The sequence below is a fragment of the Halopiger aswanensis genome, from assembly GCF_003610195.1.
GTDB classification, from domain to species: Archaea; Halobacteriota; Halobacteria; order Halobacteriales; family Natrialbaceae; genus Halopiger; species Halopiger aswanensis.
The window spans coordinates 489181-512590 of record NZ_RAPO01000001.1; the positions used below are offsets into that span (position 1 = coordinate 489181).

The window sequence follows — 23410 nt, forward strand, 5'->3', positions numbered from 1 at the left end:
GACGGCCGCGTATGAGCGAGGGCGACTCCGAGTTCGATCCCGAAGCGGCGGAAGAGCGCGAGATCGGCCGCGAGATGGTCGATCAGAGCACCGGGCTCGGGTCCGTCGCGGCCCACCTCTACAGAGGCGAAGTCCACCGCGCCGTCGACTGGCGGGGCCGCCTCGACACCACGACCAACTGGGCGGTGACGGTCATGTCGGCGATCGTCGCGTACGCCTTCTCGGGCGACGTGTCGCACGCGGTGATCCTCGCCGGCGTCATCGTGGGAACCGCGTTCCTCTTCATCGAGGCGCGCCGCTTCCAGGACTACGATATCTGGCGCTCGCGGGTCCGCGTGCTCCAGGAGAACCTCTTCGCCAACGCGCTCGATCCCTCCGCGGGCGTCGAGCGGGCGGCGTGGCGCAAGGAACTGAGCGACGACTACCGGAACCCCTCGCCCAAGATCAGCTACCGCGGTGCGTTCAGCCACCGGCTTCGCCGCGTCTACCTCCCGTTGATCACCGCGATGTTGATCGGCTGGCTTTTCCACCTCTGGGCGTTCACCCCGGACGAACCGTTTCCCGAAAGCGCCGCGCTCCCCGGCATCGACGGCACCGTCATCGCCGTCGCCGTTGGACTCTACTACCTCACGCTGCTCGTCCTCGCCGTCCCGCTCACCTCGAAGGAGCGCGGCGAATCCGGCAGCGCCGACCACGGCGACCTCGAGCAGTAGGGTCGCTCTCGACGGTGGTCGATGCGGAATCGAGGCGCTTCCGCGGTGGCATCGCGACGACCTGCACGCCGTCGGGCGATTGCGGAGGCGAAAGGCCCTTAAGGTGTAACCACCTACAGGGAGATGGATAGGTCGGGCAGTTTGGCCCTGCTCACTACCCGCGCTACGGTCATCAGCGGGGACCGAACACCGCGGGCGTCCGGTCAGACCGGCCGGGGCCCCGGGAGCCAACATAGAAGCCTCGTCCGTCGGGGACAGCGGTCCGCGATGGCCGTCCGCAGGGACGTCCCATCGCGGTTAGCCGGCGACAGCCCATCAGGCGCGGAAGCGAGCAGTGGACCGCCGGACACCTGTCGCTCGACGGGTCGCGGGGTGGAGAAGGCAACCGGGATTCCCCCGGCCGGAACGCCGGGCAAACGCGGCTTCCGCACTCATACTTCATTTCGTCCCGACCCGTAGAGCGACAGCAGTCGTCGCTGCTCGAGTAGTCCGGTACTCGATACGCTACGTTCGTGTCACAAAATCTATTAGTGTGCGATTTAAAGCAACCGCGCAATGGACGAAGACCCGATACTCCTCCGATTGAACCTCATTACCGCGCTTCTGGTCGGGATTCTTGCGATACTGCTTCTCCCGCTGCTTTCGCTCGAGCGAGTGTTTTTCGCGGTGCTGCTGGTCGGAATCGGACTCCCGTTGCTCACCTTCGGTCTCCTCTTGGTCAGATAGGCTCACAGACGGACGAACGGTGGGACGGAACAACTGCGACAATCACTTCGCCGTTCGAAGAGCCCATGGTGTCCCTACCGCTACGTGCGACCGATGAGTCGTTCGTACGCTCGAGTCGCTCGCCTGCGACGGTTCTGTGCGACGTATCTGTTCGCGCTGGCGCCGCTCGCCGCGGCGGTGCTGTGGGGCGGGCTCTACGTCGTCAGCATGTGGGGATTCGAATCGATTCCACCGGTGACGCTGGCGTTCCTCCGAATCGTCGTCGGCGCGGCGGTGCTGCTGCTCGTCGTCCGCGTGCAGTATCCGCGCCGACAGTTCGCGCGCCGGGACCTGCTCGGATTCATCGCTCTGGGGGCAGTCATCACGGCCTCGATGACGACCCAGTTCCTCGGGACCGCGTTGACGACGGCGAGCCAGGGATCGCTCATCACCGTGTTGACGCCGATCTTTACGATCCTGCTTGGCGTGACGCTGCTGGGCGAGCGCCTCACCGGCCGCCTCGTGATCGGTATCGTCGTCGCGCTAGCCGGAACGGTGCTCGTCCTGACCGGCCAGTACGACCTCTCGACGCTCGCCGGCGGAGCGACGCCGACCATCGGCATCGGCCTGCTCCTGATCGCGAGCGCGACGTGGGCCCTCTACACCGTCCGCGGGAAGCCGCTGATCGACCGCTACTCGGCCCTCGAGACGGCGACCTACTCCTGCGCCGCCGCGGTGCCGATGACCGCCCCGCTGGTGCCGCTCGAGGTCGCACTCACTGACGCGTCGCTGCGGGCGATCGACCCGACGCCGGAACTGGTCGGCGCGGTGTTGTACCTCGGGTTGCTCGGGACCGCCGCGGCGTGGTACTGCTGGTACAAGGGGATGGAGTACGTCGACGCTAGCGTCATCTCGGCGTTTTTCTTCGCACAGCCGGTCGTCGGCGGCGTCCTCGGCGCGACGCTGCTGGGCGAGTCCCTCGGGCCGCGGTTCGTGCTCGGCGGACTCGTGATGGCTGCGGGGGTCTACGTCGTCTCGACGGCCGAGTCGTAGCTCACGGTCACGATCACGAGAAAGCCAGTCCTGACCCGGCGAGACGCTATCGCAGCCGCCGTTCGCTCCGGTGATGAAAAAGTTTAGAACCCTTCTCTCGGTCAACACGTGTGATGACACCTCGTCGCTTCGCCGCGCTTCTCGGGGCGATCGCGTTGCTCGTCGCGCTCGGGGGCTGTGCGGTCTCCGTACCGACGAGCGACGGGAGCACCGGGACCGACGCCGACACCGGTCCCGAGCCGGACGCGCTCTTCGAAAGCGCGTACGTCCACGCCGACGACCTCGAGGACCTCGAAGGGATCCGAACGGTCGAGATGACCGCCGGGAACGACACGGTCTCCGAGCGCGTCCGCATCGAAAAACGTCCATACACCGACGAGCGGAGCAAAGTGCTCGAGGCATCGGACCCGTCCGTGATCGGCGATCGCTACGTCTCCAACGCCTCGGCGACCTGGAACTACGATCCCGACGCGGAGACAGCCTACTACTTCGAACCGGCGGAGCCGTTCGACGACGCGGCGATCCGTTCGGATCGGGCCGACATGGCCGCCGAACAACGCGAGTTGTACGACCTCGAGTACGCGGGCACCGAGCGGATCGCGGACCGCGAAGCGCACGTCCTCGAGATCGAGCCGAAAAACGAGACGGTCGAGCGCGACGTCTCGGTGCTCGTCGGGAACACCGAGTTCGTCGTCCCGCTCGAGACGGCCGAAGTCGAAACTGACCTCGGCGTGATCGAGTGGTCGCTCTGGATCGATTCGGAGTACGACTACCCGCTGAAGGAGCGACTCGTCTACGAGGGCGCGAACGGCGAGCGCCACGAACTGCTTATGGAGTACGAGACGGTGACGTTCAACGCCGGCCTCGAGGACGAGCGGTTCGCGTTCGAGCCGCCGGCGAATACGACCGTCGAGGACTGGTGAGTTACTCGGCCGGTTGCACGACGCTCTGATCGGCCCCGTTCAGGGACAGATCGCCATCGAGCGTGCGGACGGGGTAGGGGATGTCGATCCCTTCCTCGTCGAACCGTCGCTTGACGGCGGTGATGTACTCGCCCTTGATGCGGACGAAGTCGGACCGCGAGGGATCCTCGATCCAGAACCGCGACTGGAGTCCGACGTCGGAGTCGTTGAGTTCCGTCAGCCGCACGCTCGGCGCCGGATCGTCCGCGATATCGGGGTGGCGTTCGGCCTCGTCGACGATGATCTCGGTTGCCCGTTCGATATCGTCGTCGTATCCGATGCCGAAGACGAACTTCAGGCGCAGCTTGTCGCCCTCGACCGGGTTCTTGATCACGTCGTCGGTCAGCACCGAGTTAGGCACCGTCAGCAGTTCGTTGTCGAAGGTGCGAACGCGGGTCACGCGGAGGCTGATGTCCTCGACGACGCCCGCGTAGTCGCCGTTGTCCCACTCGATCCAGTCGCCGATCCGGAACGGTTTGTCCGTGTAGATGAAGATGCCCGCCACGAAGTTCGAGATCACGTTCTGCATCGCCAGCCCGATCGCCAGCGCGCCGGCCGCCGCGATGCCGGCCATCGAGACGAGGAAGTTACCGAACCCGCCGAAGCCGAACGCGACCGCGATCGCGAGGAAGAACAGCCCGAATCGGGTCACCATCAACAGCGGATTCCGCGCGTGTTCGTCCAGGCCGCGCCGATCGAGGGCGCGCCGCAAGAGCGGCAGGACGACGAAGCGGCCGACCGCCCAGACGACGACGAACGCGAGGACGAACCGAATCGCACCCGCGATGCTGCTCGTCAGCGCGGGATCCTCGAGCCCGACCAGCTCGAGGGCGCGCTCGACCGGGCCGGCGGGATCGGCCTGCAGCGGACGAACGTGCAGAAGTGACGCGGAAATCGATCCGATGGCGCCAGTCATCGATGCAGCACGGCCGTGTGTCCGCGGGTCTCGACGAGGTCGGCATTGACTCGCTCGGCGAGATCGGCGGCCTTCTCGTCGGTCGAGCTGCCGGCGCGAGCGGCCCGCAGGAACTTCACCTTCACCAGCTCCGTGTTCGAGAGCTGGTCGTCGAGTTCGTCGACGACCGATTCGATACCGCTCTTGCCGACCCAGACGGTCACGTCGAGGTCGTGTGCACGCTTTTTGAGTTCTTGTTGATCCATAGCCTCGAGTAAGGGAGTCGAGGCAGTTGAATCTTCGCGAACCGGCTCGCCGTCCGCCGTGCCAGCACTCGGCACGCCCGCTGTCGCAGTTCGCGACCGCGCTCAGTTACTCCTCGTAGGGATATCTCGCGTGGGCGCCGCAGTCGCAGGTGATGACGACGTGGCCGTCCTGCAGCCTGCTGCGGGCGTTCGAGCCCGGCCGCAGGTAGCGGTCGCAGGCGTCGCAGGTGAACCGGCGGAACTGCTTCGGAAGCGAGAGGCGGTTTCGCTCCGCGACGCGGCGGGCGAGCTGCACGTAGTAGCGGGCCCGGTCGTCGTCGCCGTCCGCTGCCGCCGCGCTGGCGAGGTCGTGCAGGCGCTCGAGTCGCTCGGCGGCGATGCTCATAGTCGTGTTCTCGTTGTCGCGGTGGACGTATTGGTGTTGCGTTCCCTCGAGCCGATCGCCGGCCCGTGTGGGAGATCCTCGGCGACGGAGGCGGAGATGGGGATGGGGATGGGGATGGAGAGGTCAACCGTCGGTCGCGGTGACGATCGGCGGCGACGAGTACGCCCCAACGACGCGTCGCGTGGTAACGCAATACTGTTATATTCCACCGATAAACCGAAGGGACGCAAGTACCACCAACAGGAGCGTTCCATTTGTCGCAATCTATTCCCACGTCTATGACCGGATCCGAGGTACCCGACGACGATGACGGCGGACGCGACGGCAGCCGGGTCAGCCGCCGAGCGATGCTGGCGGCGGCCGGAACCGGCGCAGCGGTGTCGACCAGCGGCTGTATCCGCCGGGTCAGAAGTATCGTCAACCGGGAGGACGTCGACCCGCTGTCGCTGACGATCACCACCCTCCCCGCCGACGGCGACCGCGAGAGTATTCAACTCGCCCGCGAGATCGCCGCCGCCCTCGAGACCGTCGGCATCGACGTCTCGATCGAGATGCGCTCCAACGAGGAGTTCCTGCGCGCGATCCTGATCAACCAGGAGTTCGACGTCTACGTCGGCCGCCACCCCGGCGACACCGATCCGTCCTACCTCTACGAGGCGCTGCACTCCCGCTACGCCGACGAGCGCGGCTGGCAGAACCCCTTCGGGTACGCGAACCTGGCGTTCGACGAGTTCCTCGAGGCCCAGCGCGCGGCCGAGGGAGACGACCGGCAGGCAGCGGTTCAGGATACCCTCGAGGCGCTGGCCGTCGAGCAGCCGTTCGTGCCGCTGTGTGTTCCAGACGAGTATCGGCTGGTCCGAACGGACCGGTTTACCGGCTGGGGCGACGGCCACCCCGCGTCGCAGCTCGGCTACCTCGGGCTCGAACGCGGCCCTGCGCTCGAGTCGGCCGACGGGGCTGCTGGCGAGGCCGCGGCCGCGGACGGCGACGAGCCCACCGCGTTACGAGCGGCCCACGTCGACGCCCGGCCGTCGCAGAACCTGAACCCGCTCTCGGCGGAGTACCGGAACCGCGGAACGATCATCGATCTGCTGTACGATTCGCTCGCGGTTACTCCCGTCTCGAGCACCGACTTCGACGGCGCCGATCTCGAGGACGATGACGAAACCAGCGCCGATACGGAAGACGATGGAGCTGCGTCGGACACTGACGAAGCGACGCCGACCACCGACCTCGAGCCGTGGCTCGCCGCCGACTGGGAGTGGGACGAAGCCGGCGAGACGATGACGGTCGAACTGCGGGAGAACTGCCGCTTCCACGACGACGAACCGCTGACCGCCGACGACATCCGATTCACGTACCGGTTCCTCGCCGATACCGGCCTCGGGGAGCTCGAGGTCGACGCCCCGTCGCCGCTCTATCAGGGCCGCGTCGACGCCGTCGAATCCGTCGACCGACTCGACGAATACCGCCTCGAGATAACGGTCGACGCGAGTCGCGCCGTCGGCGAGCGCGCGCTGACGGTGCCGATTCTGCCGAAACACATCTGGAAGCCGCGGGCGGCGGCCGCTGACGTTCCCGGCTACCGCGTCGCGCTCGGTACCAGCGAAGCGCTGGTCACGAACAACGTCCCGCCGGTCGGCAGCGGTCCCTACCAGTTCGCGACTCGAAGCGAGCGCGAGCACGTCACGCTCGAGCGGTTCAACGATCACTTCACGACCCGCGACGCCGTCACCCTTCCCGGGGCGACTCCCGATCGGATTCGATTCCTGATCGATCCCCGAAGCGCGTCCGCCATCGAACGCGTCGAGACGAACGAAGCAGATATCACCAGCACCGCCCTCGAGAGCTACGTCGTCGACGACCTCCTCGCGGACGCGGAGGCGGGCGAGCTACCCGAGGACGTGACCGTCCTCGAGTCGAAGTCGTGGCTGTTCTACCACCTCGGATTCAACACGCGCAAGGCGCCGTTCAGCAACCCGCGTTTCCGGCGGTGTGTCGCGCAGGTGCTCGACAAGCAGTGGTTCGTCGAGACGGTGTTCGACGGCCACGCGCGGCCGATCGCCGCGCCGGTCACCGAGGAGTGGACGCCGGACAGCCTCCGCTGGGGCGGCGAGGATCCGGAGACGCCGTTTCTCGGAACCGACGGCGAGATCGACGTCGCTGCGGCCCGGGAGGCGTTCGAGGCTGCTGGGTTCAGCTTCGACAGCGAGGGCCGACTACGGGTGAGACGCTGATGCTCACGCAAGTCCTGACGCAACTGGTCGCCGTCGTGACGCTCATGATCCTGATCGGGATCGCCGTCTTCGTCGGCCGGTACCGGCTCCGCGCTACGATCGCCGAGTGGCGCGAGCGGGTTCGCGCGGCCGCGCCGGTCACCGCCGTACTCGCGCTCGTCTTGCTCGGCAGCAGCGACGCCCGACTGGTCGGGCCCGAACTCTCGTGGATCATCGGCTGGAACCTGACCGGGACGATCTTCGACCTCGAGGGGCAGTTCATCCTCTGGCTGCAGACCTACGAGACGCCGGCGGCGACGGCGTACTTCTCGTTCATCTACATCTACGGCTACGTCTTCCTGCTGGTCTTCCCCGTTATCGCCTACTTCGCGCTCTCGAACACGCGGCCCCTTCGGGAGCTGCTGGCAGCCTACACGCTGAACTACGCGCTCGGGCTGGTGTGTTACATCTTCGTCATCGCCTACGGCCCCCGGAACATGATGCCCGAGGTTACGGCGCTGCTGTACGACACGTACCCGGAGTACCAGCACCTCACGCGGCAGGTTAACCGCAATACCAACGTGTTCCCCTCGCTGCACGCATCGCTCGCCGGTACGGTCACGTTACTGGCGTATCGCACGCGGACGATCTATCCGAAGTGGCTCGTCGTCGCCCTCGTCCTCGCGATTTCGGTCGCAGTCTCGACGATGTACCTGGGAATTCACTGGGCGACCGACGTCGTCGCCGGACTCGGACTGGCGTACGTCAGTGTCGCGCTGGCGCGAGCGCTGGTCGGTCGCTGGTCCATCTATCAGTGGGCCGCGGATCGATTCCCCGACCTTCGACGGAGCGGCGGTCCCGACCCTGCCGAAACCGAACCCGAATCGGAGACGACGCGTACCGACCGCGACTAATCTCGAGCAAGCCGTTCGAACCCGTTAACGGATCCAGCGACGGCTGCGAGAGAATCTCGTCGAACCGAAACAAAGCGTCGCAGCGATGTCGACGCTACGTCGTCAGTTGTCGTCTTCGATCGCGTCGGCGATCCGCTTGAGTGCGCGGGTCTGATCGCGCATCTCGTCGCGGAGCTGGCGGACTTCGCGGACCAGTTCCTCGTTGCTCTCGTCGCTGCCGCCGCGGCCGCCCGGACCGCCGCCGGGGCCACCGCCCATCATGCCGCCCATCATCTGTGCGAAGGGGTTGCCGCCCCCGCCCATGCCGCCGGGGCCGCCACCGCCGCCGCCGAACGGACTCTCGGGTGCCTCGCCCTCTTCGCCTTCCTCGGCGCGCTTCTCGCGGATCTCCTCGACTCGTTCCCGGAACGACTTCTCCTCGTCTCCGCCGTCGTCGTTGGACCCGGCTTCGGGTTCGGATTCGTTTTCGTCCGTCATACCCTCGAGTTCTGTTGCGCCGCGGAAAAGGATTGCCATGTTTCTGATCGGACGCAGATTCAGCGGCGCTCACGCTGCGTTCCAGAAACCGCCAACGTAGCGCCCGAAGAGGAGAAAACGGGGTCGTTGGAACGTTGCTGCGAATCTGACCCTCCGGGTCGACGACAAAGCTTGGCTTTATCAGTCCGGAGGGCGACGGTCGAGATATGCAAGGCAATCTGCCGCCGGAGGCACAGGAGAAAATCGAACAGCTCCAGGACCTGCAGGAGACGGCTCAGGAAGTCGCCGTCCAGAAGCAGGAAGCCGAGACGAACCTCACCGAGGCCGAAAACGCCCTCGACGAACTCGAGAACATCGACGACGACACTACGATGTACCGAAACGTCGGCGAACTCCTCGTCGAGACCGACTACGACGAGGCCCAAGACGACCTCGAGGACAAGGTCGACTCCCTCGAGATCCGTCTCGAGACCCTCGAAAAGCAGGAAGAGCGCGTCCAGGATCAGTTCGAGAGCCTCCAGGAAGAGCTCGAGGAACTGCTCGGCGGCGCCGGCGGCATGGGCGGCCCAGCTGGCCCGGGCGGTCCGGGCGCCGGCGGCGCATAAATGTCGAGCGGCGAACCGACTGACGACGAGGTCGTGCAGACGGCCTCTGACGCTGCGGAAGGCTACGTCTTCTCGCAGTACAAGCAATCGGACGTGCGCGATCTCGACGTCACCGTGACCTTCGAGGACGGTATCCTCGAGGTCGACGTCTACCTGAACGCGCCCGACGAGGTGGACGGGCCCGACCCGGAACAGGTCGCCGACGACGCGGCGCTCACCGCGCGCCAGGCGGTCGACGAGTTGTTCGAGGACGCGGCCTGAGAGCGACACCGACTCCGCTTCTTCATCGGCGGCGTTTCGCCGTCGGTACACGCTTTCGAGAGCCATCGCTGGTCCTCAGTGCGATCGCCGTATTCGACGGCGAGACGGCTGTATCGGGACGAGAGCGCGAGAGAAAACGACGACGGGACCGCTACTGCGACTCGCAGATCTCGATGAAGTTCTCGAAGATCTCCTCGCCCTCCTCGGTGTGGGCGACCTCGGGGTGCCACTGGACGCCGTAGATGTCGCGCTCGGTGTCGCTCATGGCCTCGACGTCGCAAACGTCGCTCCGGGCCGTGAGTTCGAAGCCCTCGGGGAGTTCCTTGACCTCGTCGGCGTGGCTCGCCCAGACCCGCGTGTCGGGGTGGAGCGATCCCGTGAGCGGATCGTCGCTGTCGACGATGTCGACGGTGACGTCCGCGTAGCCGCCGTAGTCGCCGCCGCCGACGCGGCCGCCGAGTTCCTCGGCGATCAGTTGCATGCCGAGACAGATCCCCAGCACCGGCATGTCGGCCTCGAGGTACTCGGGAGACTTACCGATCCGGTCCATGTCCGGCCCGCCGGAGAGGACGACACCGTCGGCGTCGACGTCTTCGGGGGGCGTGTCGTTGTCGATCAGTTCCGTCTCGACGCCGAGGTCGCGAAGCGCCCGGCGCTCCAAGTGGGTGAACTGTCCGTGGTTGTCCACCACGACGATTTTCGTCATTGGGTGTCCGTAGCGAGTCAGCCGGTAAAAACGGTCCGGAACGCGCAACCGCCGTTCGTCGGCACGTTTATGCATCGTCCGCGTGACGTTCGCGTATGGCACTCACTCGCATCGACCTCGAGCATCCCTCGTGGCTGACCGCGGCGAGTACGATCGCAGGCTATCTCGTCATTCTCGCGATCCTGACGGTCGCGCTGTTCGTCGTGCCGTGGCTCGTTTTCGCGACGCTGTAGCGCGGCCCGTCTCGAGAGCGGCCGCGCGGAGCCGTAACTCTGGAGTGAAAATACACGCCGTATCGAGGGCGGATCGGCGAACCGAAAACGGCGAGCCCGCAGAAACCGGGAGCAAAAGCCGCTATATCGAGAGCGCCGCTGGTCGCAGTGGAGGTCCTCTGACGGTCGTCAGGCGAACGTCTTCGAGACGTCCTCGGTCTCGTCGGATTCGGCCTGCACCTTGTCCCAGGCGTTGCGGAAGTCTTCCATCTGGATCTCCGTGCGGTCGTCGCGGATCGCGAACATACCGGCTTCCGTACAGACGGCCTTGATGTCGGCGCCGGAGGCTTCTTCTGCCTCTTCGGCCAGTTCCGCGAAGTCGACGTCGTCGGAGACGTTCATGTTGCGGGTGTGGATCTGGAAGATGATCTCGCGGCCCTCCTGGTTCGGCTTGGGCACCTCGATGAGGCGGTCGAATCGACCGGGGCGCAGAATGGCGCGGTCGAGCATGTCGAAGCGGTTGGTCGCGGCGATGATGCGGATGTCGCCCCGATCCTCGAAGCCGTCCATCTCGGAGAGCAGTTGCATCATGGTCCGCTGGACCTCGGCGTCGCCGGAGGTCTTGGACTCCGTTCGCTTGGCGGCGATGGCGTCGATCTCGTCGATGAAGATGACGGCGGGCTCGTGCTCGCGGGCGACCTTGAACAGGTCCCGGACGAGCTTTGCGCCCTCGCCGATGAACTTGTGGACGAGTTCCGAGCCGGCCATCTTGATGAAGGTAGCGTCGGTCTGGTTCGCGACGGCCTTCGCGAGCATCGTCTTGCCGGTGCCCGGCGGGCCGTACAGCAGGACGCCGCTCGGCGGGTCGATCCCGACGTCGTCGAACATGCCGGGGTTCTCCAGCGGCATCTCGACGGTCTCGCGGACTTCCTGCATCTGCTCCTCGAGGCCGCCGATGTCCTCGTAGCTGACGTCGGGGCTTTCGGTGACCTCCATCACGCGAGCCCGCACGTCGGTGTCGCTCGAGAGCGTCTTGACGATAGAAAGCGAGTTGTTGACGGCGACGCGAGCGTCGGGCTCGAGTTCCTCCCGCATCTCGTCGGTGACCTCCGTCAGGGCCTCCTGGTTGTTCCCGTGTTGCTTGATGATGACGCCTTCGTCCGTGATCTCCTGGACCGTGGCGACGAACAGCGGGGACTGCTTTAGCTTCTTGTTCTCGTGGGTCAGTCGCTCGAGCTTCTGCTGGTACTTGTTGTTCTCGGCGTTCGCGTCGAGGAGTTTGTCACGCATCTCCTCGTTTTGCGACTCGAGGACCTCCAGCCGTTCCTCGAGCGCCTGGATCTTCTCCTGTTGGGACGCCTCGTCCTCGTCGTAGGGGAGGTCGACGTCGTCCACAGTATCGGTCATCACACTTGCTTTGGGGGTTGGTTCATAAGAGGCTTCGGGTCAGCATACCCACCCGAGAATATAACCAACAAGCATCACACGAAACAGAAAATATTATCACTCCGTATTGGAAAGGGGTACGTGATGAGTGCTTCAGAGTCGATCCGACAGGAGGCCGACGACAGGGGGAGCTGGGAGGACGTCCGCGATCTGCCGCCCAGCGCCAAACTCGTCGCGAAAGTCCTCGAGTACAACGAGACGATGACCCAACAGCAGATCGCCGAGGAGACGCTGCTGCCGTCCCGGACGGTCCGCTACGCGCTGAACCGACTCGACGAGGAGAACGTCATCGACTCGCGGTTCTCCTTCTCGGACGCCCGCAAGCGACTGTACAGTCTCGATATCGACTCGTAACCGCTACGCTCGAGCGTCGCTGCGCTGCCTCCGTTCGTCCGGTTTGTCGATTGTCGCTCCTTACTGCGTCTCACCGATCAGTTCGCGACGGCGACCAGTCGGCACGGGTTACTTTCACCGCGGTCGCGGAACCCCTTTAGGGGCCGCTCTCCAACGACAGAGCAATGACGCGGGTAATCCACACGGGCGATACCCACATCGGGTACCAGCAGTACAACTCGCCCGAGCGACGCCGGGACTTTCTCGCGGCCTTCCGGGGGGTCGTCGAGGACGCCGTCGACGACGACGTCGACGCCGTGATCCACGCCGGCGACCTCTTCCACGACCGCCGCCCCGGACTGATCGACCTGCAGGGAACGATCGATATTCTGCGAACTCTCGCCGACGCCGACATCCCCTTTCTCGCCGTCGTCGGTAACCACGAGGGGAAACGCGACGCCCAGTGGCTCGACCTCTTCGAGGATCTCGGGCTGGCGACGCGACTCGGCGCCGACCCCGAAGTGATCGACGACGTCGCGTTCTACGGGCTTGACTTCGTGCCCCGTTCGCGACGCGAGGACCTCGAGTACGAGTTCGACCCGGTGCCCGACGACGCCGACCACGCGACGCTGGTGAGTCACGGCCTGTTCGAGCCGTTCGCCCACGCCGACTGGGACACCGAGCGGCTGCTCACCGAGTCGACTGTCGACTTCGACGCCGTCCTGCTCGGGGACAACCACGCGCCCGATACGGCGGAGGTGCAGGACGCGTGGGTCACCTACTGCGGCTCGACCGAGCGCGCGAGCGCCAGCGAGCGCGAGGATCGGGGCTACAACCTCGTCGAATTCGAAGACGAGGTCGCCATCAGTCGGCGCGCGATCGCCGAGACCCGCGACTTCGTCTTCGTCGACGTCGAACTCGAGGCCGACGAGGGGATCGACCGCGTGCAGGAGCGGGTCCGCCAGCACGATCCGGGCCTCGAGGACGCGGTCGTCATCGTCACGATCGAGGGCGAGGGCCGACCGATCACCCCGGCGGCCGTCGAGGAACTGGCGATCGACCGCGGCGCCTTAGTCGCCCGCGTCAACGACCGCCGCGAGTTGCCCGACGAGGACGAGGAGGTGTCCGTCAGCTTCGCGGACCCGGACGCCGCCGTCCGCGAGCGCGTTCGGGACCTCGGACTCAGCAACGCCGCCCTCGAGATCGACGAGACCGTTCGCAACGGCGACCTCGCGGACGCGAACGTTCGCGAGACGGTCGAACGCCGCGTTCGGGACTTACTCGAGGAGGACGATTCGGCGTTCGAACCCGCGCCGGAGCGGGAACCGAGTGATGCGGACGTGACGACGGTCGCGGATCAGTTGAGCGGCGACGGTGATTCCAGGGCTGACGCCGAGCCGGCCGATTCGGACGCGACGGCCGAAGCTGCGGCCTCGAGCGATGGTTCTGCAACGGCCGATGATGAGCCCTCGAGCGACGATGCCGCCGACGCGGGACCGGCCGACGAAGGGGTTACCGGAGCGTCTGGCGCTGATGACGCGGAGGAGACCGGCGACGAAGAACCCGCCGACGCCGACACCGCCTCCCTGGGTGATTTCGCATGAGGGTCGATCGGATCCGCCTGCGAAACTTCAAGTGCTACGGCGACGCCGACCTCGGCCTCGACCGGGGCGTCACCGTCGTCCACGGCGTCAACGGCAGCGGCAAGTCGACGCTGCTCGAGGGCGTCTTCTTCGCGCTGTACGGCTCGAAGGCCTTAGACGATCGCACGCTCGACGACGTCATCACGACCGGCGAGGAGGAGGCCGAGGTCGAACTGTGGTTCACCCACGATGGCCGCGACTACCACGTCGAACGCCACCTGAAACTGCGCGGGGATCGAGCGACGACGACCAAGTGCGTCCTCGAGACGCCCACGGAGACGATCGAGGGCGCCCGCGACGTGCGCCGCGAGGTGACCGAACTTCTGCGGATGGACGCCGAGGCGTTCGTCAACTGTGCATACGTCCGCCAGGGCGAGGTCAACAAGCTGATCCACGCCTCGCCGAGCGATCGGCAGGACATGATCGACGACCTCCTGCAACTGGGCGCGCTCGAGGACTACCGTGAACGGGCCAGCGACGCCCGGCTCGGCGTCAAGTCGGTGCTCGACGGCCAGCGCGAGGTCCTCGAGGACGTCCGCAAGCAGGTCGAGCGCAAGGAGGACAAGGGGCTGCACGAGCGGCTGAACAACTTAGAATCCCAGCGCGGCGAGGTCACCGAGGAGATCGACCACTACGAGACTCAGCGCGAGCAGGCCCAGAATACGCTCGACACCGCCGAAGACGTCCTCGAGCGCCACGCCGAAACGCAGGAAGAGATTTCGGACCTCGAGGAGGCGATCGAGGAACTCCGATCGAAGATTTCCGAGACCGAGCAGCAGCGCGAGGAGGCGAAAGAGCGGATTCGCGAACTCGAGGCCGAGCGCGAGGAGTTAGCCGAGGAGCGAGCCGACCTGCTGGCCGACGCTGACCTCGAGGCCGCAAACGCCGACACCGACGCCGTCGAGGCGCGCATCGAGGATCTCGAGGGGCGCGACGAGGAACTGCGCGACGACCTCGAGGAGGTCCGCGTCGCGATCACGGAGACCAACGGCGAGATCGAACGGCTCCGCGAGGAGGCCGACGACCTCGAGTCTCAGGCCGAACAGGCCCGCGAGGAAGCCGACGACCTCGCCGAGCGCATCGAGCGCGACGAGGACGACATCGCCGACCGCGAGGCGAAACTCGAAGAACTTGAGGACGATATCGAAACCGCCCGCGAACAGTTCGACGACGCACCGGTCGAATTCGGTAACGCCGCCGACCACCTCGAGGACCTCGAGAGCGAGCGCGAGGACCTCACCGACGAAATCGGCGACGTCACCGCCGACATCAGAGCCGCCGAGAACGCCATCGAGGAAGGCGAGCGACTGCTCGAGGAGGGCAAGTGCCCGGAGTGTGGCCAGCCCGTCGAGGACTCTCCCCACGTCGACGTTCTGGACGACAAGCGCGAGGAACTCGCCGACCTCGAAGATCGGCTCGAAGAACTCGAGGCCGAACGGGACGATCTGGACGACCGAATCGAGCGAGGTGAGGAACTTCGCGAGGCCGAGCGCCGCGTCGACCGCCTCGAGGAGAACCGCGACAACGTCGAGCAGTTAGTCGCCGAGAAGCGCGAGAGCCTCGAAGACCGACGCGAGCAGCGCGAAGGACTGCTCGAGGACGCCGACGAATACGAAAGCGAGGCCGAACGGAAGCGCGAGGAGGCCGACGCGCTCGAGGAGGAAGTCGCGGAAAAACGCACGGAACTCGGCGAGATCAACGGCGAGCGCGGCGCGATCAAGGAGACCCTCGAGGCGCTGCGTCGCATCGCCGAAATCGACGACGAGCGCGACGACCTCGCGAGCGAGATCGAGAACTACCGCGAGCGCCGGCGGAACCGGCAGGAACTCAACGACGAGCGCCGCGAGACGCTCTCGAGCAAGCGCGAGCGCAAACGCGACCTCGAGTCGGAGTTCGAAGAGGAACGCGTCGCGACGGCTCGAGAGGACAAGCAAAACGCCGAGCAGTACATCGAGAAGGTCGACGCGAAACTCGAGGACCTCGAGGAACGGCGCACCGAGATCCAAAACGCGATCGGCGCCGTCGAGAACGAACTCGAGGAACTCGAGCGCCTGCGCGAGCGCCTCGAGACCCTCGAGGAGCGGTGCGACCGCCTCGAGTCGCTGTACGACGAGGCCGAGACGCTGCAGACGACCTACGGCGAGCTCCGATCGGAGCTGCGCCAGCGCAACGTCGAGACCTTAGAGCGGCTGTTGAACGAGACGTTCGACCTGGTCTACCAGAACGACTCCTACGCCTCGATCGAGTTAGACGGCGACTATCGGCTGACGGTCTACCAGAAGGACGGCGAGGCGCTCGAGCCCGAACAACTGTCGGGCGGCGAGCGGGCGCTCTTTAACCTCAGCCTGCGGTGTGCGATCTACCGCCTGCTGGCGGAGGGCGTCGAGGGCACCGCGCCGATGCCGCCGCTGATTCTCGACGAGCCGACGGTCTTCCTCGACTCCGGCCACGTCACGCAACTCGTCTCCTTGGTCGAGTCGATGCGCGAACTGGGCGTCGAACAGATCGTCGTCGTCAGCCACGACGAGGAACTCGTCGGCGCGGCCGACTCGCTGGTCCGCGTCGAGAAGGATGCCACGTCGAACCGCTCGCGCCTCGAGCGCGGCGAGCCGCCGGAGATGGAGCTGCTCGCGTCGGATTGACGCCTGCAGAACGGGTCTCCGAATCGGTATTTCTACGTTTCCGTTTCGTTCGTTTGCGTTGACCGCTCGTTGACGTCGAACGCATCGCCCGTCGCCGACTCGTCGGCGGCGTCGGACACGTCGGACCGGATGACGCCGAGCGCATCGGCACATTCCTCGGTGGTCCGGTAGCCGCGGGCGCCGTCGACCTCGGTTTCGGCGAGTAGTCCGGCGGCGGAAAGCACCGTCAGTCGGCCGTGGAGGTCGCTCTCGCAGAAGTCGCTTACATCGAGAAGCGTTCGGATGCCGAGCGGACCGCGGCGCTCGAGTTCGACGAGGAGGCCGAGGGTCTTCTCGTCCGGCACGGCCTCGAGGAGCGTCCGGACGGAACGCGGAACGGTGCGTGCGGCCGTTTCGAAGGGGTGTTCGTCGGTCGATTCGAGGCGATCGTTCTGGACGTAGCACTCGTTACCGCTCTCCGGATCGCGCACGAGACTCGCCTGTTCGGACCGCTTGAGCAAGAGATACCGTTTGCCGGTGTCGTCCTGGACGGTTTTCATGATGGGTCTGAGTCGTCCGGTGACCGTTGTTCGGTCACATCGTTTGAAGATGTTTCGCTGCTCGCTGACTCGTCAACGCTCGCGGGGGAATCGGCCGACGCCGCGGGGTCGTCGATGTCGGCGTCTGCCCCGCTTTCCGAGTCGGCGTCCGCCGTCGCTTCGACGTCCGAATCGGCACGGTCGGCCGATCGCCGATAGCCCCTGTAGCGACGAACTGCGAACCCGAAGAGGATGAGTCCTCCGGCCAGCAACGCAGCGCCGCGTCTCGTCGCGCCCTCGAAGACGAGAAAGAGGACCCCGAGCGAGACGGCCAACAGTGCGGCGTTGATGACGAGTACGAGCGCCCAGAAGGTCTTGACAAGTTCCGGCGGCGCGTCCGACGGTGCGGGTGCCATCTCGGCGGACGCGTTAGCGTCGGCATTGCTATCGGCGTCGGTGACGTCGTTCGAGACTTCGGGAATGTCGATCGAGTCGATCTCGAGGTCGGCTTTCAGGTCCGACCAGAGGCCCGACCCGGCGTTCTCTGTTCCGACGCTCGGAATCGTTATGGCATCGTTATCCGGGTTACGATCGGGGGAGGACTCTCCGCTCGGTGCGGTCTCGTCTGCGTCCCCGTCTCCGGCGTCGGTGTCCGGGTCTGGTTCATCTGCCTCGTCGGGTCGGTCGGAGGCCACGTTGGCAGCGTCGCAGGGCGGCAAGAAAAGGATTCGCGTTTGGATCTAGGAGCTACGCTGGTCAGGCGACCTCGTCCAGCGTCAGGGTCTGCGATGTCTCGACCCACGCGAGGGGGTTCTCGGCGTCATAGAAGACGACGCCGTCGTCGGTCTCGTACGCTTCGATCGTCTCGGTACCCGCGGGTTCACTACTCGGTTCGCGTTCGTCCATCGCGTCGTCGGTTCGGGTAGACAACCTCAATCACCTATCGCTATGGTATGTGTTACCACATTATATGTCTTGTTGCTCCCGCAAGGTCGTGGGAGCGGTTCACACCGCGTGACGAATCGGGGACAGGACGTGGGCTTCGGCGGGCGAAGCCGGCCGGTCGAGACCGGGATTGCGGGGGTTTTTATCCGGCGACTGCAAAGCAGGATATCATGACTGAGGCGGGCCAAACCGGACTCGCGGAGTTTTCCGAGGCGGACGAGGAGTCCGCCGATCGGCCGGACGAGGAGGCGATCCACGTCGCCGGCAACGGCGGCTCGAACGCCGCCGAGGTGATCGACGTTCTCGAGGAGACCCTCCCCGAACCCCAGGGAGAACTCGAACTCGCCGTGATGCAGGTCGACTACACTATCGCGGGCTACGGCGACGAGGAGCGGCCGATCATGCACGTGTTCGGCCGCACGGCCGACGACGAACTCGAGCACGTCCAGGTCGTCGGCTTCCGGCCCTACTTCTACGCGCCGACGGAGACGCTCGAGCGACCGCCCGAGGAGCAGTACGAGCGGCTGACGGGCAGCGAGGAGTACGACGAGGACGGCGAGCACTACGAGAGCATCCGCGGGGAGAAACTCACCAAGATCTTCGGCCAGACGCCGCGGGACGTCGGGAAGGTGCGCGACGACTTCGAGCACTACGAGGCCGACATCCTGTTCCCGAACCGATTCCTGATCGACAAGGACGTTCGCAGCGGGATCCGCGTGCCCGAACGGCGCGCCGAGGACGACTCGCTCGTCGTTCCCCACGACGAGGTCGAACCGGTCGACGTGAACGCGACGCCGCGGATCAATACCTTCGACATCGAGGTCGACGACCGCTCGGGCTTCCCCGAGGACGGCGAGGAGCCGATCGTCTGTCTCACCAGCCACGACTCCTACCGCGACGAGTACATCATGTGGCTCTACGAGGCCCCGATCGGCGACGGCGAAATCCCGACCGAAATCGAGGACTACGACCCGATCGAGGGCGAGATCGATCACGCGGTCCGCAGCTACGAGGAAGAGGAGGCGATGCTCGACGACTTCCTCGCGTACATCGAGGACACCGACCCCGACGTGCTGACGGGCTGGAACTTCGAGGACTTCGACGCCCCCTACTTCCTCGATCGGCTCGAGGAGTTGCAGGGGCCCCACCACGAGTACGATCTGAATATCGATCGGCTCTCGCGGGTCGACGAGGTCTGGCGGAGCAACTGGGGCGGCCCGGACGTGAAGGGCCGAATCGTCTTCGACCTGCTCTACGGCTACCAGCGGATGGTCTTCTCCGAACTGGACTCCTACCGCCTGGACGCCGTCGGCGAGGAGGAACTCGGCGTCGGCAAGGAGCGCTACGCCGGCGACATCGGCGACCTCTGGGAGGACGATCCTACCCAGCTGCTTGCGTACAACCTGCGGGACGTCGAACTCTGCGTCGAACTCGACCGCCAGCAGGAGATCATCCCCTTCTGGGACGAGGTGCGCTCCTTCGTCGGCTGTAAACTCGAGGACGCCCCCACGCCGGGCGACGCGGTCGACATGTACGTCCTCCACGAGGCCTACGGCCGATTTGCCCTGCCCTCGAAGGGCCAGCAGGAGGCCGGCGAGGAGTACGAGGGCGGCGCCGTCTTCGAGCCGATCACGGGCGTCAAGGAGAACGTCACCGTGCTGGACCTGAAGTCGCTGTACCCGATGTGCATGACGACGATCAACGCCAGCCCGGAGACGAAGGTCGACCCCGACGAGTACGACGGCGAGACCTACGTCGCGCCGGTCGGCGACGACGAGATTCACTTCCGCAAGGAGCCCGACGGCGTCATGCGCGAGATGATCACGGAACTGCTGGCCGAGCGCGAGGAGAAGAAGGAACTGCGCAACGAGTACGAGCCCGGCAGTCCGGAGTACGAGCAGTACGACCGCCAGCAGGGCGCCGTGAAGGTCATCATGAACTCCCTGTACGGCGTCTCGGGCTGGGAGCAGTTCCGGCTCTACGACAAGGAGGCCGCCTCCGCGATCACCGCCACCGGCCGCGAGGTCATCGAGTTCACCGAGACCGCCGCCACCGAACTCGGCTACGAGGTCACCTACGGCGACACCGACAGCGTGATGCTCGAGCTCGGGCCCGACGTTTCGAAGGAAGAGGCCCTCGAGACGTCCTTCGAGATCGAGGAGCACATCAACGGCCGCTACGACGACTTCGCGCGCGAGGATCTGAACGCCGAGTCCCACCGGTTCCAGATCGAGTTCGAAAAGCTCTACCGGCGGTTCTTCCAGGCCGGCAAGAAGAAACGCTACGCCGGTCACATCACCTGGAAGGAAGGGAAGGACGTCGACGACATCGACATCGTCGGCTTCGAGTACCAGCGCTCGGACATCGCGCCGATCACCAAGGAGGTCCAGCACCGGGTCATCGAGATGATCGTCCGCGAGGGCGATATCGAGGGCGCCAAGGAGTACGTCAACGGGGTCATCGAGGACGTGCTCGCCGGCGAGACCAGCCTCGAGGACATCGCCATTCCGGGCGGGATCGGCAAGCGCCTGGACAACTACGACACGGACACGGCCCAAGTTCGGGGCGCGAAGTACGCGAACCTCCTGCTCGGGACTAACTTCCAGCGCGGGAGCAAGCCCAAGCGGCTCTACCTCGACCGGGTCGACCCCGCGTTCTTCCGGCGGATGGAGAGCGAGGAAGGGTTCGATCCGCAGCGCGACCACCTCTACGGCGCGTTCAAGCGCGATCCCGACGTCATCTGCTTCGAGTACGAGGACCAGATCCCCGCGGAGTTCGAGATCGATTACGACACGATGCTCGAGAAAACGCTGAAGGGACCGATCGAGCGCATCCTCGAGGCGCTGGACATCTCGTGGGAGGAAGTGAAGTCGGGCCAGGAGCAGACTGGTCTAGACAGCTTTATGTAGTCGTTCGGCCGGCGTGATCCGCTCGCTTCCCTCGTCAAAATCTGACACACTACCGACCGTTCGTATCGGAATCGCGAGCCGGCAGCCCGATCGAGCCCAACTCGAGTTTTCCTTTCGGAAAATTATTTTTCTAATGTGGGATCGTATCCAATTGGATACGAAACCGTTATGAGTGATACGCCCCACCGTTCATATGACAGAGTACTATGGCACGTCTCGAGCTAAACAACCTGCACGCAGAAGTAGCGGACGGCGACGAGAAGATTCTCGAGGGCGTCGATCTCGAGGTCCAGTCGGGCGAGATTCACGCCCTGATGGGACCGAACGGCTCCGGGAAGTCGACGACCGCGAAGGTCATCGCCGGCCACCCCGCCTACGAGATCACCGAGGGCGAGGTGCTGCTGCACCTCGAGGAGAACGAGTTCGGCGACGAGGTCGAGATCGACGAGGACCAGCGCACCTGGGACCTGCTGGACCTCGAACCTAACGAGCGCGCCGCGCTCGGCATCTTCCTCGGCTTCCAGTACCCCGCCGAGATCGAGGGCGTCACGATGACGAACTTCCTGCGGACGGCGCTCAACGCCAAGATCGAGGAGCGCGAGGAGCTCTTCGAGGAAGAGGAGGGCGACGAAGAAGAGGAAGACGAAGGCTTCGAAACCTCGCCGATGGAGGGAGACGTCGACGAGGGCGAAGTCGGCGTCGCCGAGTTCCAGCAGATCCTCCAGGAGAAGATGGAGCAGCTGGACATGGACGAGAAGTTCGCCCAGCGCTACCTCAACGCCGGCTTCTCCGGCGGCGAGAAGAAGCAAAACGAAGTGCTGCAGGCCGCCATCCTCGAGCCCTCGATCGCCGTCCTCGACGAGATCGACTCCGGGCTCGACATCGACCGCCTGCAGGACGTCTCCGAGGGCATCAACGCCCTGCGCGACGAGCAGGGCACCGGCATCCTCCAGATCACCCACTACCAGCGCATCCTCGACTACGTCGAGCCCGACCACGTCCACGTGATGCTCGACGGCCAGATCGCCAAGAGCGGCGGTCCCGAGCTCGCCGAGAAGCTCGAGGACAAGGGGTACGACTGGGTCCGCGAAGACGTCTACGGCACCGCGTAACCGGATCCGGCTAGAACAACCGTCATAACCCTACGGCCGTAACCATAGACACAATCAAATTATGAGTTCCGAACAAGACCACCTCAAAGACACTGACACCGAAGCGCGGTTCGAGTTCAAGAAAGAACAGAACGCCGCGGTGAAATCCGACAAGGGCCTGACCGAGGAGGTCATCCGCATGATCTCCGAGGACAAGGACGAGCCCGACTGGATGCTCGAGCGCCGTCTGCGCGCGCTCGAGCAGTACCAGAACATGCCGATGCCGACGGATTGGCCCGGCATGCCCGACCTCTCGGGACTGGACGTCGAGGAGATCGTCCCGTACATCCGCCCGGACGTCGACAAGCGCGAAGGCGTCGACGACTGGACGGAGCTGCCCGACGAGATCAAGGACACCTTCGACAAGCTCGGCATCCCCGAAGCCGAGAAGAACGCCCTCTCGGGCGTCGGCGCCCAGTACGAGTCGGAGGTCGTCTACCAGAACATGCAGGAGCAGTGGGAGGAGAAGGGCGTCATCTTCATGAATATGGACCGCGCGGTCCAGGAACACCCCGAGCTCGTCAAGGAGCACTTCATGACGACCTGCGTGCCGCCGAGCGACAACAAGTTCGCGGCGCTGCACGGCGCCGTCTGGTCCGGCGGCTCGTTCGTCTACGTCCCCGAGGGCGTCACCGTCGAGATGCCCGTCCAGGCGTACTTCCGCATGAACTCGGAAGGGATGGGCCAGTTCGAGCACACGCTCATCATCGCCGAGGAAGGCTCCGAGGTCCACTACATCGAGGGCTGTTCCGCGCCCAAGTACGGGACCCACAACCTCCACAGCGGCGGCGTGGAAGTCTTCGTCGGCGAGGACGCTCACGTCCAGTACTCGACCGTCCAGAACTGGTCGAAGAACACCTACAACCTCAACACCAAGCGCGCCATCGTCGAGTCCGGCGGCACGATGGAGTGGGTCTCCGGTAGCATGGGCTCGAAGGCCACCATGCTCTACCCGTGCTCGATCCTCAAGGGTCGCGGCGCGACCGACACCCACATCACCATCGCCTTCGCCGGCGAGGGCCAGGACATCGACACCGGCGCGAAGGTCTACCACAACGCGCCCGAGACGTCCTCGACCATCGAGTCCAAGTCGATCTCCAAGGACGGCGGCCGCACCAACTACCGCGGTCTCGTCCACATCGCCGACGGCGCCGAGAACTCGAGCACCGCCGTCGAGTGCGACGCGCTGATGTTCGACAACGAGTCCACGTCGGACACCATGCCGTACATGGAGATCGAGGAGTCGAAGGTCGACGTCGCACACGAGGCGACCGTCGGCAAGATCGGCGACGAGGACATCTTCTACCTCCAGTCTCGCGGACTGGACGACGACGACGCCAAGAAGATGATCGTCGCCGGCTTCATCGAGCCGATCACGGAGGAACTGCCGATCGAGTACGCGGTCGAACTCAACCGCCTCATCGAACTCGAGATGGAAGGTAGCCTCGGATAA

24 protein-coding genes and 1 other RNA gene are annotated in these 23410 nt (G+C 65.3%); 16 read left to right on the forward strand and 9 right to left on the reverse strand.

Annotation, left to right across the window (positions count from 1 at the left end; translation table 11 throughout):
- The first annotated feature begins 11 nt into the window (after positions 1-11).
- The 5 genes from ATJ93_RS02345 to ATJ93_RS02360 all read left to right on the forward strand — a co-directional run bounded on the left by ATJ93_RS02345 (position 12) and on the right by ATJ93_RS02360 (position 3394).
- Positions 12-713 carry a DUF2270 domain-containing protein gene (locus ATJ93_RS02345; protein WP_120243026.1) on the forward strand — a complete coding sequence of 234 codons (702 nt, stop codon included), beginning with the start codon at positions 12-14 and terminating at the stop codon, positions 711-713.
- A gap of 120 nt (positions 714-833) precedes the next feature.
- Positions 834-1146: signal recognition particle sRNA (ffs, locus tag ATJ93_RS02350), an RNA gene on the forward strand.
- Positions 1147-1268: 122 nt separating this feature from the next.
- Positions 1269-1439: a hypothetical protein gene (locus ATJ93_RS23450; protein ID WP_170155500.1), complete on the forward strand. Its 171-nt coding sequence runs from the start codon at positions 1269-1271 to the stop codon at positions 1437-1439.
- Between the two features lie 93 nt (positions 1440-1532).
- A complete protein-coding gene (locus tag ATJ93_RS02355; protein ID WP_120243027.1) occupies positions 1533-2471 on the forward strand; it encodes a DMT family transporter in 939 nt (312 codons plus the stop codon).
- Positions 2472-2584: 113 nt separating this feature from the next.
- Complete coding sequence (locus tag ATJ93_RS02360; RefSeq protein ID WP_120243028.1) at positions 2585-3394, forward strand: LolA family protein; 810 nt, start codon at positions 2585-2587, stop codon at positions 3392-3394.
- A gap of 1 nt (position 3395) precedes the next feature.
- On the opposite strand, the gene ATJ93_RS02365 is transcribed toward ATJ93_RS02360, so the two are convergent.
- From ATJ93_RS02365 to ATJ93_RS02375, 3 genes are all read right to left on the reverse strand, one after another.
- Complete coding sequence (locus ATJ93_RS02365) at positions 3396-4349, reverse strand: mechanosensitive ion channel family protein (RefSeq protein WP_120243029.1); 954 nt, start codon at positions 4347-4349, stop codon at positions 3396-3398.
- The gene (locus tag ATJ93_RS02370) at positions 4346-4594 is read right to left on the reverse strand and encodes a YhbY family RNA-binding protein (RefSeq protein ID WP_120243030.1); all 249 of its coding nucleotides are present in this window, start codon (positions 4592-4594) and stop codon (positions 4346-4348) included. Before ATJ93_RS02370 ends, ATJ93_RS02365 begins: the two co-directional genes overlap by 4 nt.
- A 106-nt stretch (positions 4595-4700) precedes the next feature.
- Complete coding sequence (locus ATJ93_RS02375; protein WP_120243031.1) at positions 4701-4979, reverse strand: ribonuclease P protein component 4; 279 nt, start codon at positions 4977-4979, stop codon at positions 4701-4703.
- 278 nt (positions 4980-5257) lie between these two features.
- Between ATJ93_RS02375 and ATJ93_RS02380 the strand changes: the two genes are divergently transcribed.
- Positions 5258-7216, forward strand: coding sequence for an ABC transporter substrate-binding protein (locus ATJ93_RS02380; RefSeq protein ID WP_120243032.1), 1959 nt, complete (start codon positions 5258-5260; stop codon positions 7214-7216).
- Positions 7216-8109: a phosphatase PAP2 family protein gene (locus ATJ93_RS02385; protein WP_120243033.1), complete on the forward strand. Its 894-nt coding sequence runs from the start codon at positions 7216-7218 to the stop codon at positions 8107-8109. Before ATJ93_RS02380 ends, ATJ93_RS02385 begins: the two co-directional genes overlap by 1 nt.
- A gap of 102 nt (positions 8110-8211) precedes the next feature.
- Here ATJ93_RS02385 and ATJ93_RS02390 read toward each other — a convergent pair whose 3' ends face one another.
- Positions 8212-8625: a hypothetical protein gene (locus ATJ93_RS02390; protein WP_211334015.1), complete on the reverse strand. Its 414-nt coding sequence runs from the start codon at positions 8623-8625 to the stop codon at positions 8212-8214.
- Between the two features lie 167 nt (positions 8626-8792).
- Here ATJ93_RS02390 and ATJ93_RS02395 point away from each other — a divergent pair, with 167 nt between their 5' ends.
- Positions 8793-9191, forward strand: coding sequence for a prefoldin subunit beta (locus tag ATJ93_RS02395; protein WP_120243034.1), 399 nt, complete (start codon positions 8793-8795; stop codon positions 9189-9191).
- The gene (locus ATJ93_RS02400) at positions 9192-9452 is read left to right on the forward strand and encodes a DUF3194 domain-containing protein (RefSeq protein ID WP_120243035.1); all 261 of its coding nucleotides are present in this window, start codon (positions 9192-9194) and stop codon (positions 9450-9452) included.
- A 151-nt stretch (positions 9453-9603) separates the two neighbouring features.
- Here the strand turns inward: ATJ93_RS02400 and ATJ93_RS02405 are convergent, their stop codons facing one another.
- On the reverse strand, positions 9604-10158 hold the full coding sequence (locus ATJ93_RS02405) for a GMP synthase subunit A (RefSeq protein WP_120243036.1): 555 nt from the start codon (positions 10156-10158) through the stop codon (positions 9604-9606).
- A 95-nt stretch (positions 10159-10253) separates the two neighbouring features.
- Here ATJ93_RS02405 and ATJ93_RS23455 point away from each other — a divergent pair, with 95 nt between their 5' ends.
- A complete protein-coding gene (locus ATJ93_RS23455) occupies positions 10254-10391 on the forward strand; it encodes a hypothetical protein (protein ID WP_170155501.1) in 138 nt (45 codons plus the stop codon).
- A gap of 168 nt (positions 10392-10559) precedes the next feature.
- On the opposite strand, the gene pan1 is transcribed toward ATJ93_RS23455, so the two are convergent.
- Positions 10560-11777, reverse strand: coding sequence for a proteasome-activating nucleotidase Pan1 (gene pan1, locus ATJ93_RS02410; protein ID WP_120243037.1), 1218 nt, complete (start codon positions 11775-11777; stop codon positions 10560-10562).
- 123 nt (positions 11778-11900) lie between these two features.
- On the opposite strand from pan1, the gene ATJ93_RS02415 reads away from it, so the two are divergent.
- The 3 genes from ATJ93_RS02415 (at position 11901) to rad50 (ending at position 16434) form a co-directional block, all read left to right on the forward strand.
- Positions 11901-12170, forward strand: coding sequence for a MarR family transcriptional regulator (locus tag ATJ93_RS02415; RefSeq protein ID WP_120243038.1), 270 nt, complete (start codon positions 11901-11903; stop codon positions 12168-12170).
- 164 nt (positions 12171-12334) lie between these two features.
- Positions 12335-13753, forward strand: a complete 1419-nt coding sequence (mre11, locus tag ATJ93_RS02420; protein ID WP_120243039.1) for a DNA double-strand break repair protein Mre11 — start codon at positions 12335-12337, stop codon at positions 13751-13753.
- Positions 13750-16434, forward strand: a complete 2685-nt coding sequence (rad50, locus tag ATJ93_RS02425; RefSeq protein ID WP_120243040.1) for a DNA double-strand break repair ATPase Rad50 — start codon at positions 13750-13752, stop codon at positions 16432-16434. Before mre11 ends, rad50 begins: the two co-directional genes overlap by 4 nt.
- 32 nt (positions 16435-16466) lie before the next feature.
- On the opposite strand, the gene ATJ93_RS02430 is transcribed toward rad50, so the two are convergent.
- The 3 genes from ATJ93_RS02430 to ATJ93_RS23460 all read right to left on the reverse strand — a co-directional run bounded on the left by ATJ93_RS02430 (position 16467) and on the right by ATJ93_RS23460 (position 17882).
- Positions 16467-16973 (reverse strand): DUF7346 family protein, encoded by a 507-nt coding sequence (locus ATJ93_RS02430; protein ID WP_120243041.1) that lies wholly within the window; start codon positions 16971-16973, stop codon positions 16467-16469.
- Positions 16970-17647: a DUF7322 domain-containing protein gene (locus ATJ93_RS02435; RefSeq protein WP_120243042.1), complete on the reverse strand. Its 678-nt coding sequence runs from the start codon at positions 17645-17647 to the stop codon at positions 16970-16972. Before ATJ93_RS02435 ends, ATJ93_RS02430 begins: the two co-directional genes overlap by 4 nt.
- Before the next feature lie 61 nt (positions 17648-17708).
- Entirely contained in the window at positions 17709-17882 is a 174-nt protein-coding gene (locus ATJ93_RS23460; protein WP_170155486.1) for a DUF7331 family protein, read from the reverse strand.
- Between the two features lie 185 nt (positions 17883-18067).
- On the opposite strand from ATJ93_RS23460, the gene ATJ93_RS02440 reads away from it, so the two are divergent.
- The 3 genes from ATJ93_RS02440 (at position 18068) to sufB (ending at position 23410) form a co-directional block, all read left to right on the forward strand.
- Positions 18068-20806 carry a DNA-directed DNA polymerase gene (locus tag ATJ93_RS02440; protein WP_120243043.1) on the forward strand — a complete coding sequence of 913 codons (2739 nt, stop codon included), beginning with the start codon at positions 18068-18070 and terminating at the stop codon, positions 20804-20806.
- Positions 20807-21012: 206 nt separating this feature from the next.
- Positions 21013-21918: an ABC transporter ATP-binding protein gene (locus ATJ93_RS02445; protein WP_120243044.1), complete on the forward strand. Its 906-nt coding sequence runs from the start codon at positions 21013-21015 to the stop codon at positions 21916-21918.
- Positions 21919-21979: 61 nt separating this feature from the next.
- Positions 21980-23410 (forward strand): Fe-S cluster assembly protein SufB, encoded by a 1431-nt coding sequence (sufB, locus tag ATJ93_RS02450; RefSeq protein WP_120243045.1) that lies wholly within the window; start codon positions 21980-21982, stop codon positions 23408-23410.

What these genes read in the sequence shown, in the direction of transcription:
- ATJ93_RS02400 (WP_120243035.1), top strand. Translation starts at nt 9,192, where the DNA reads ATGTCGAGCGGCGAACCGACTGACGACGAGGTCGTGCAGACGGCCTCT.
- ATJ93_RS02385 (WP_120243033.1), top strand. Translation starts at nt 7,216, where the DNA reads ATGCTCACGCAAGTCCTGACGCAACTGGTCGCCGTCGTGACGCTCATG.
- pan1 (WP_120243037.1), bottom strand. Translation starts at nt 11,777, where the DNA reads ATGACCGATACTGTGGACGACGTCGACCTCCCCTACGACGAGGACGAG.
- ATJ93_RS02360 (WP_120243028.1), top strand. Translation starts at nt 2,585, where the DNA reads ATGACACCTCGTCGCTTCGCCGCGCTTCTCGGGGCGATCGCGTTGCTC.
- ATJ93_RS02390 (WP_211334015.1), bottom strand. Translation starts at nt 8,625, where the DNA reads ATGGCAATCCTTTTCCGCGGCGCAACAGAACTCGAGGGTATGACGGAC.
- ATJ93_RS02365 (WP_120243029.1), bottom strand. Translation starts at nt 4,349, where the DNA reads ATGACTGGCGCCATCGGATCGATTTCCGCGTCACTTCTGCACGTTCGT.
- ATJ93_RS02345 (WP_120243026.1), top strand. Translation starts at nt 12, where the DNA reads ATGAGCGAGGGCGACTCCGAGTTCGATCCCGAAGCGGCGGAAGAGCGC.
- ATJ93_RS02405 (WP_120243036.1), bottom strand. Translation starts at nt 10,158, where the DNA reads ATGACGAAAATCGTCGTGGTGGACAACCACGGACAGTTCACCCACTTG.
- ATJ93_RS02415 (WP_120243038.1), top strand. Translation starts at nt 11,901, where the DNA reads ATGAGTGCTTCAGAGTCGATCCGACAGGAGGCCGACGACAGGGGGAGC.
- rad50 (WP_120243040.1), top strand. Translation starts at nt 13,750, where the DNA reads ATGAGGGTCGATCGGATCCGCCTGCGAAACTTCAAGTGCTACGGCGAC.
- ATJ93_RS02380 (WP_120243032.1), top strand. Translation starts at nt 5,258, where the DNA reads ATGACCGGATCCGAGGTACCCGACGACGATGACGGCGGACGCGACGGC.
- ATJ93_RS02375 (WP_120243031.1), bottom strand. Translation starts at nt 4,979, where the DNA reads ATGAGCATCGCCGCCGAGCGACTCGAGCGCCTGCACGACCTCGCCAGC.
- ATJ93_RS23450 (WP_170155500.1), top strand. Translation starts at nt 1,269, where the DNA reads ATGGACGAAGACCCGATACTCCTCCGATTGAACCTCATTACCGCGCTT.
- ATJ93_RS02395 (WP_120243034.1), top strand. Translation starts at nt 8,793, where the DNA reads ATGCAAGGCAATCTGCCGCCGGAGGCACAGGAGAAAATCGAACAGCTC.
- ATJ93_RS02355 (WP_120243027.1), top strand. Translation starts at nt 1,533, where the DNA reads ATGAGTCGTTCGTACGCTCGAGTCGCTCGCCTGCGACGGTTCTGTGCG.
- ATJ93_RS02440 (WP_120243043.1), top strand. Translation starts at nt 18,068, where the DNA reads ATGACTGAGGCGGGCCAAACCGGACTCGCGGAGTTTTCCGAGGCGGAC.
- mre11 (WP_120243039.1), top strand. Translation starts at nt 12,335, where the DNA reads ATGACGCGGGTAATCCACACGGGCGATACCCACATCGGGTACCAGCAG.
- ATJ93_RS02430 (WP_120243041.1), bottom strand. Translation starts at nt 16,973, where the DNA reads ATGAAAACCGTCCAGGACGACACCGGCAAACGGTATCTCTTGCTCAAG.
- ATJ93_RS23455 (WP_170155501.1), top strand. Translation starts at nt 10,254, where the DNA reads ATGGCACTCACTCGCATCGACCTCGAGCATCCCTCGTGGCTGACCGCG.
- ATJ93_RS02370 (WP_120243030.1), bottom strand. Translation starts at nt 4,594, where the DNA reads ATGGATCAACAAGAACTCAAAAAGCGTGCACACGACCTCGACGTGACC.
- ATJ93_RS02445 (WP_120243044.1), top strand. Translation starts at nt 21,013, where the DNA reads ATGGCACGTCTCGAGCTAAACAACCTGCACGCAGAAGTAGCGGACGGC.
- sufB (WP_120243045.1), top strand. Translation starts at nt 21,980, where the DNA reads ATGAGTTCCGAACAAGACCACCTCAAAGACACTGACACCGAAGCGCGG.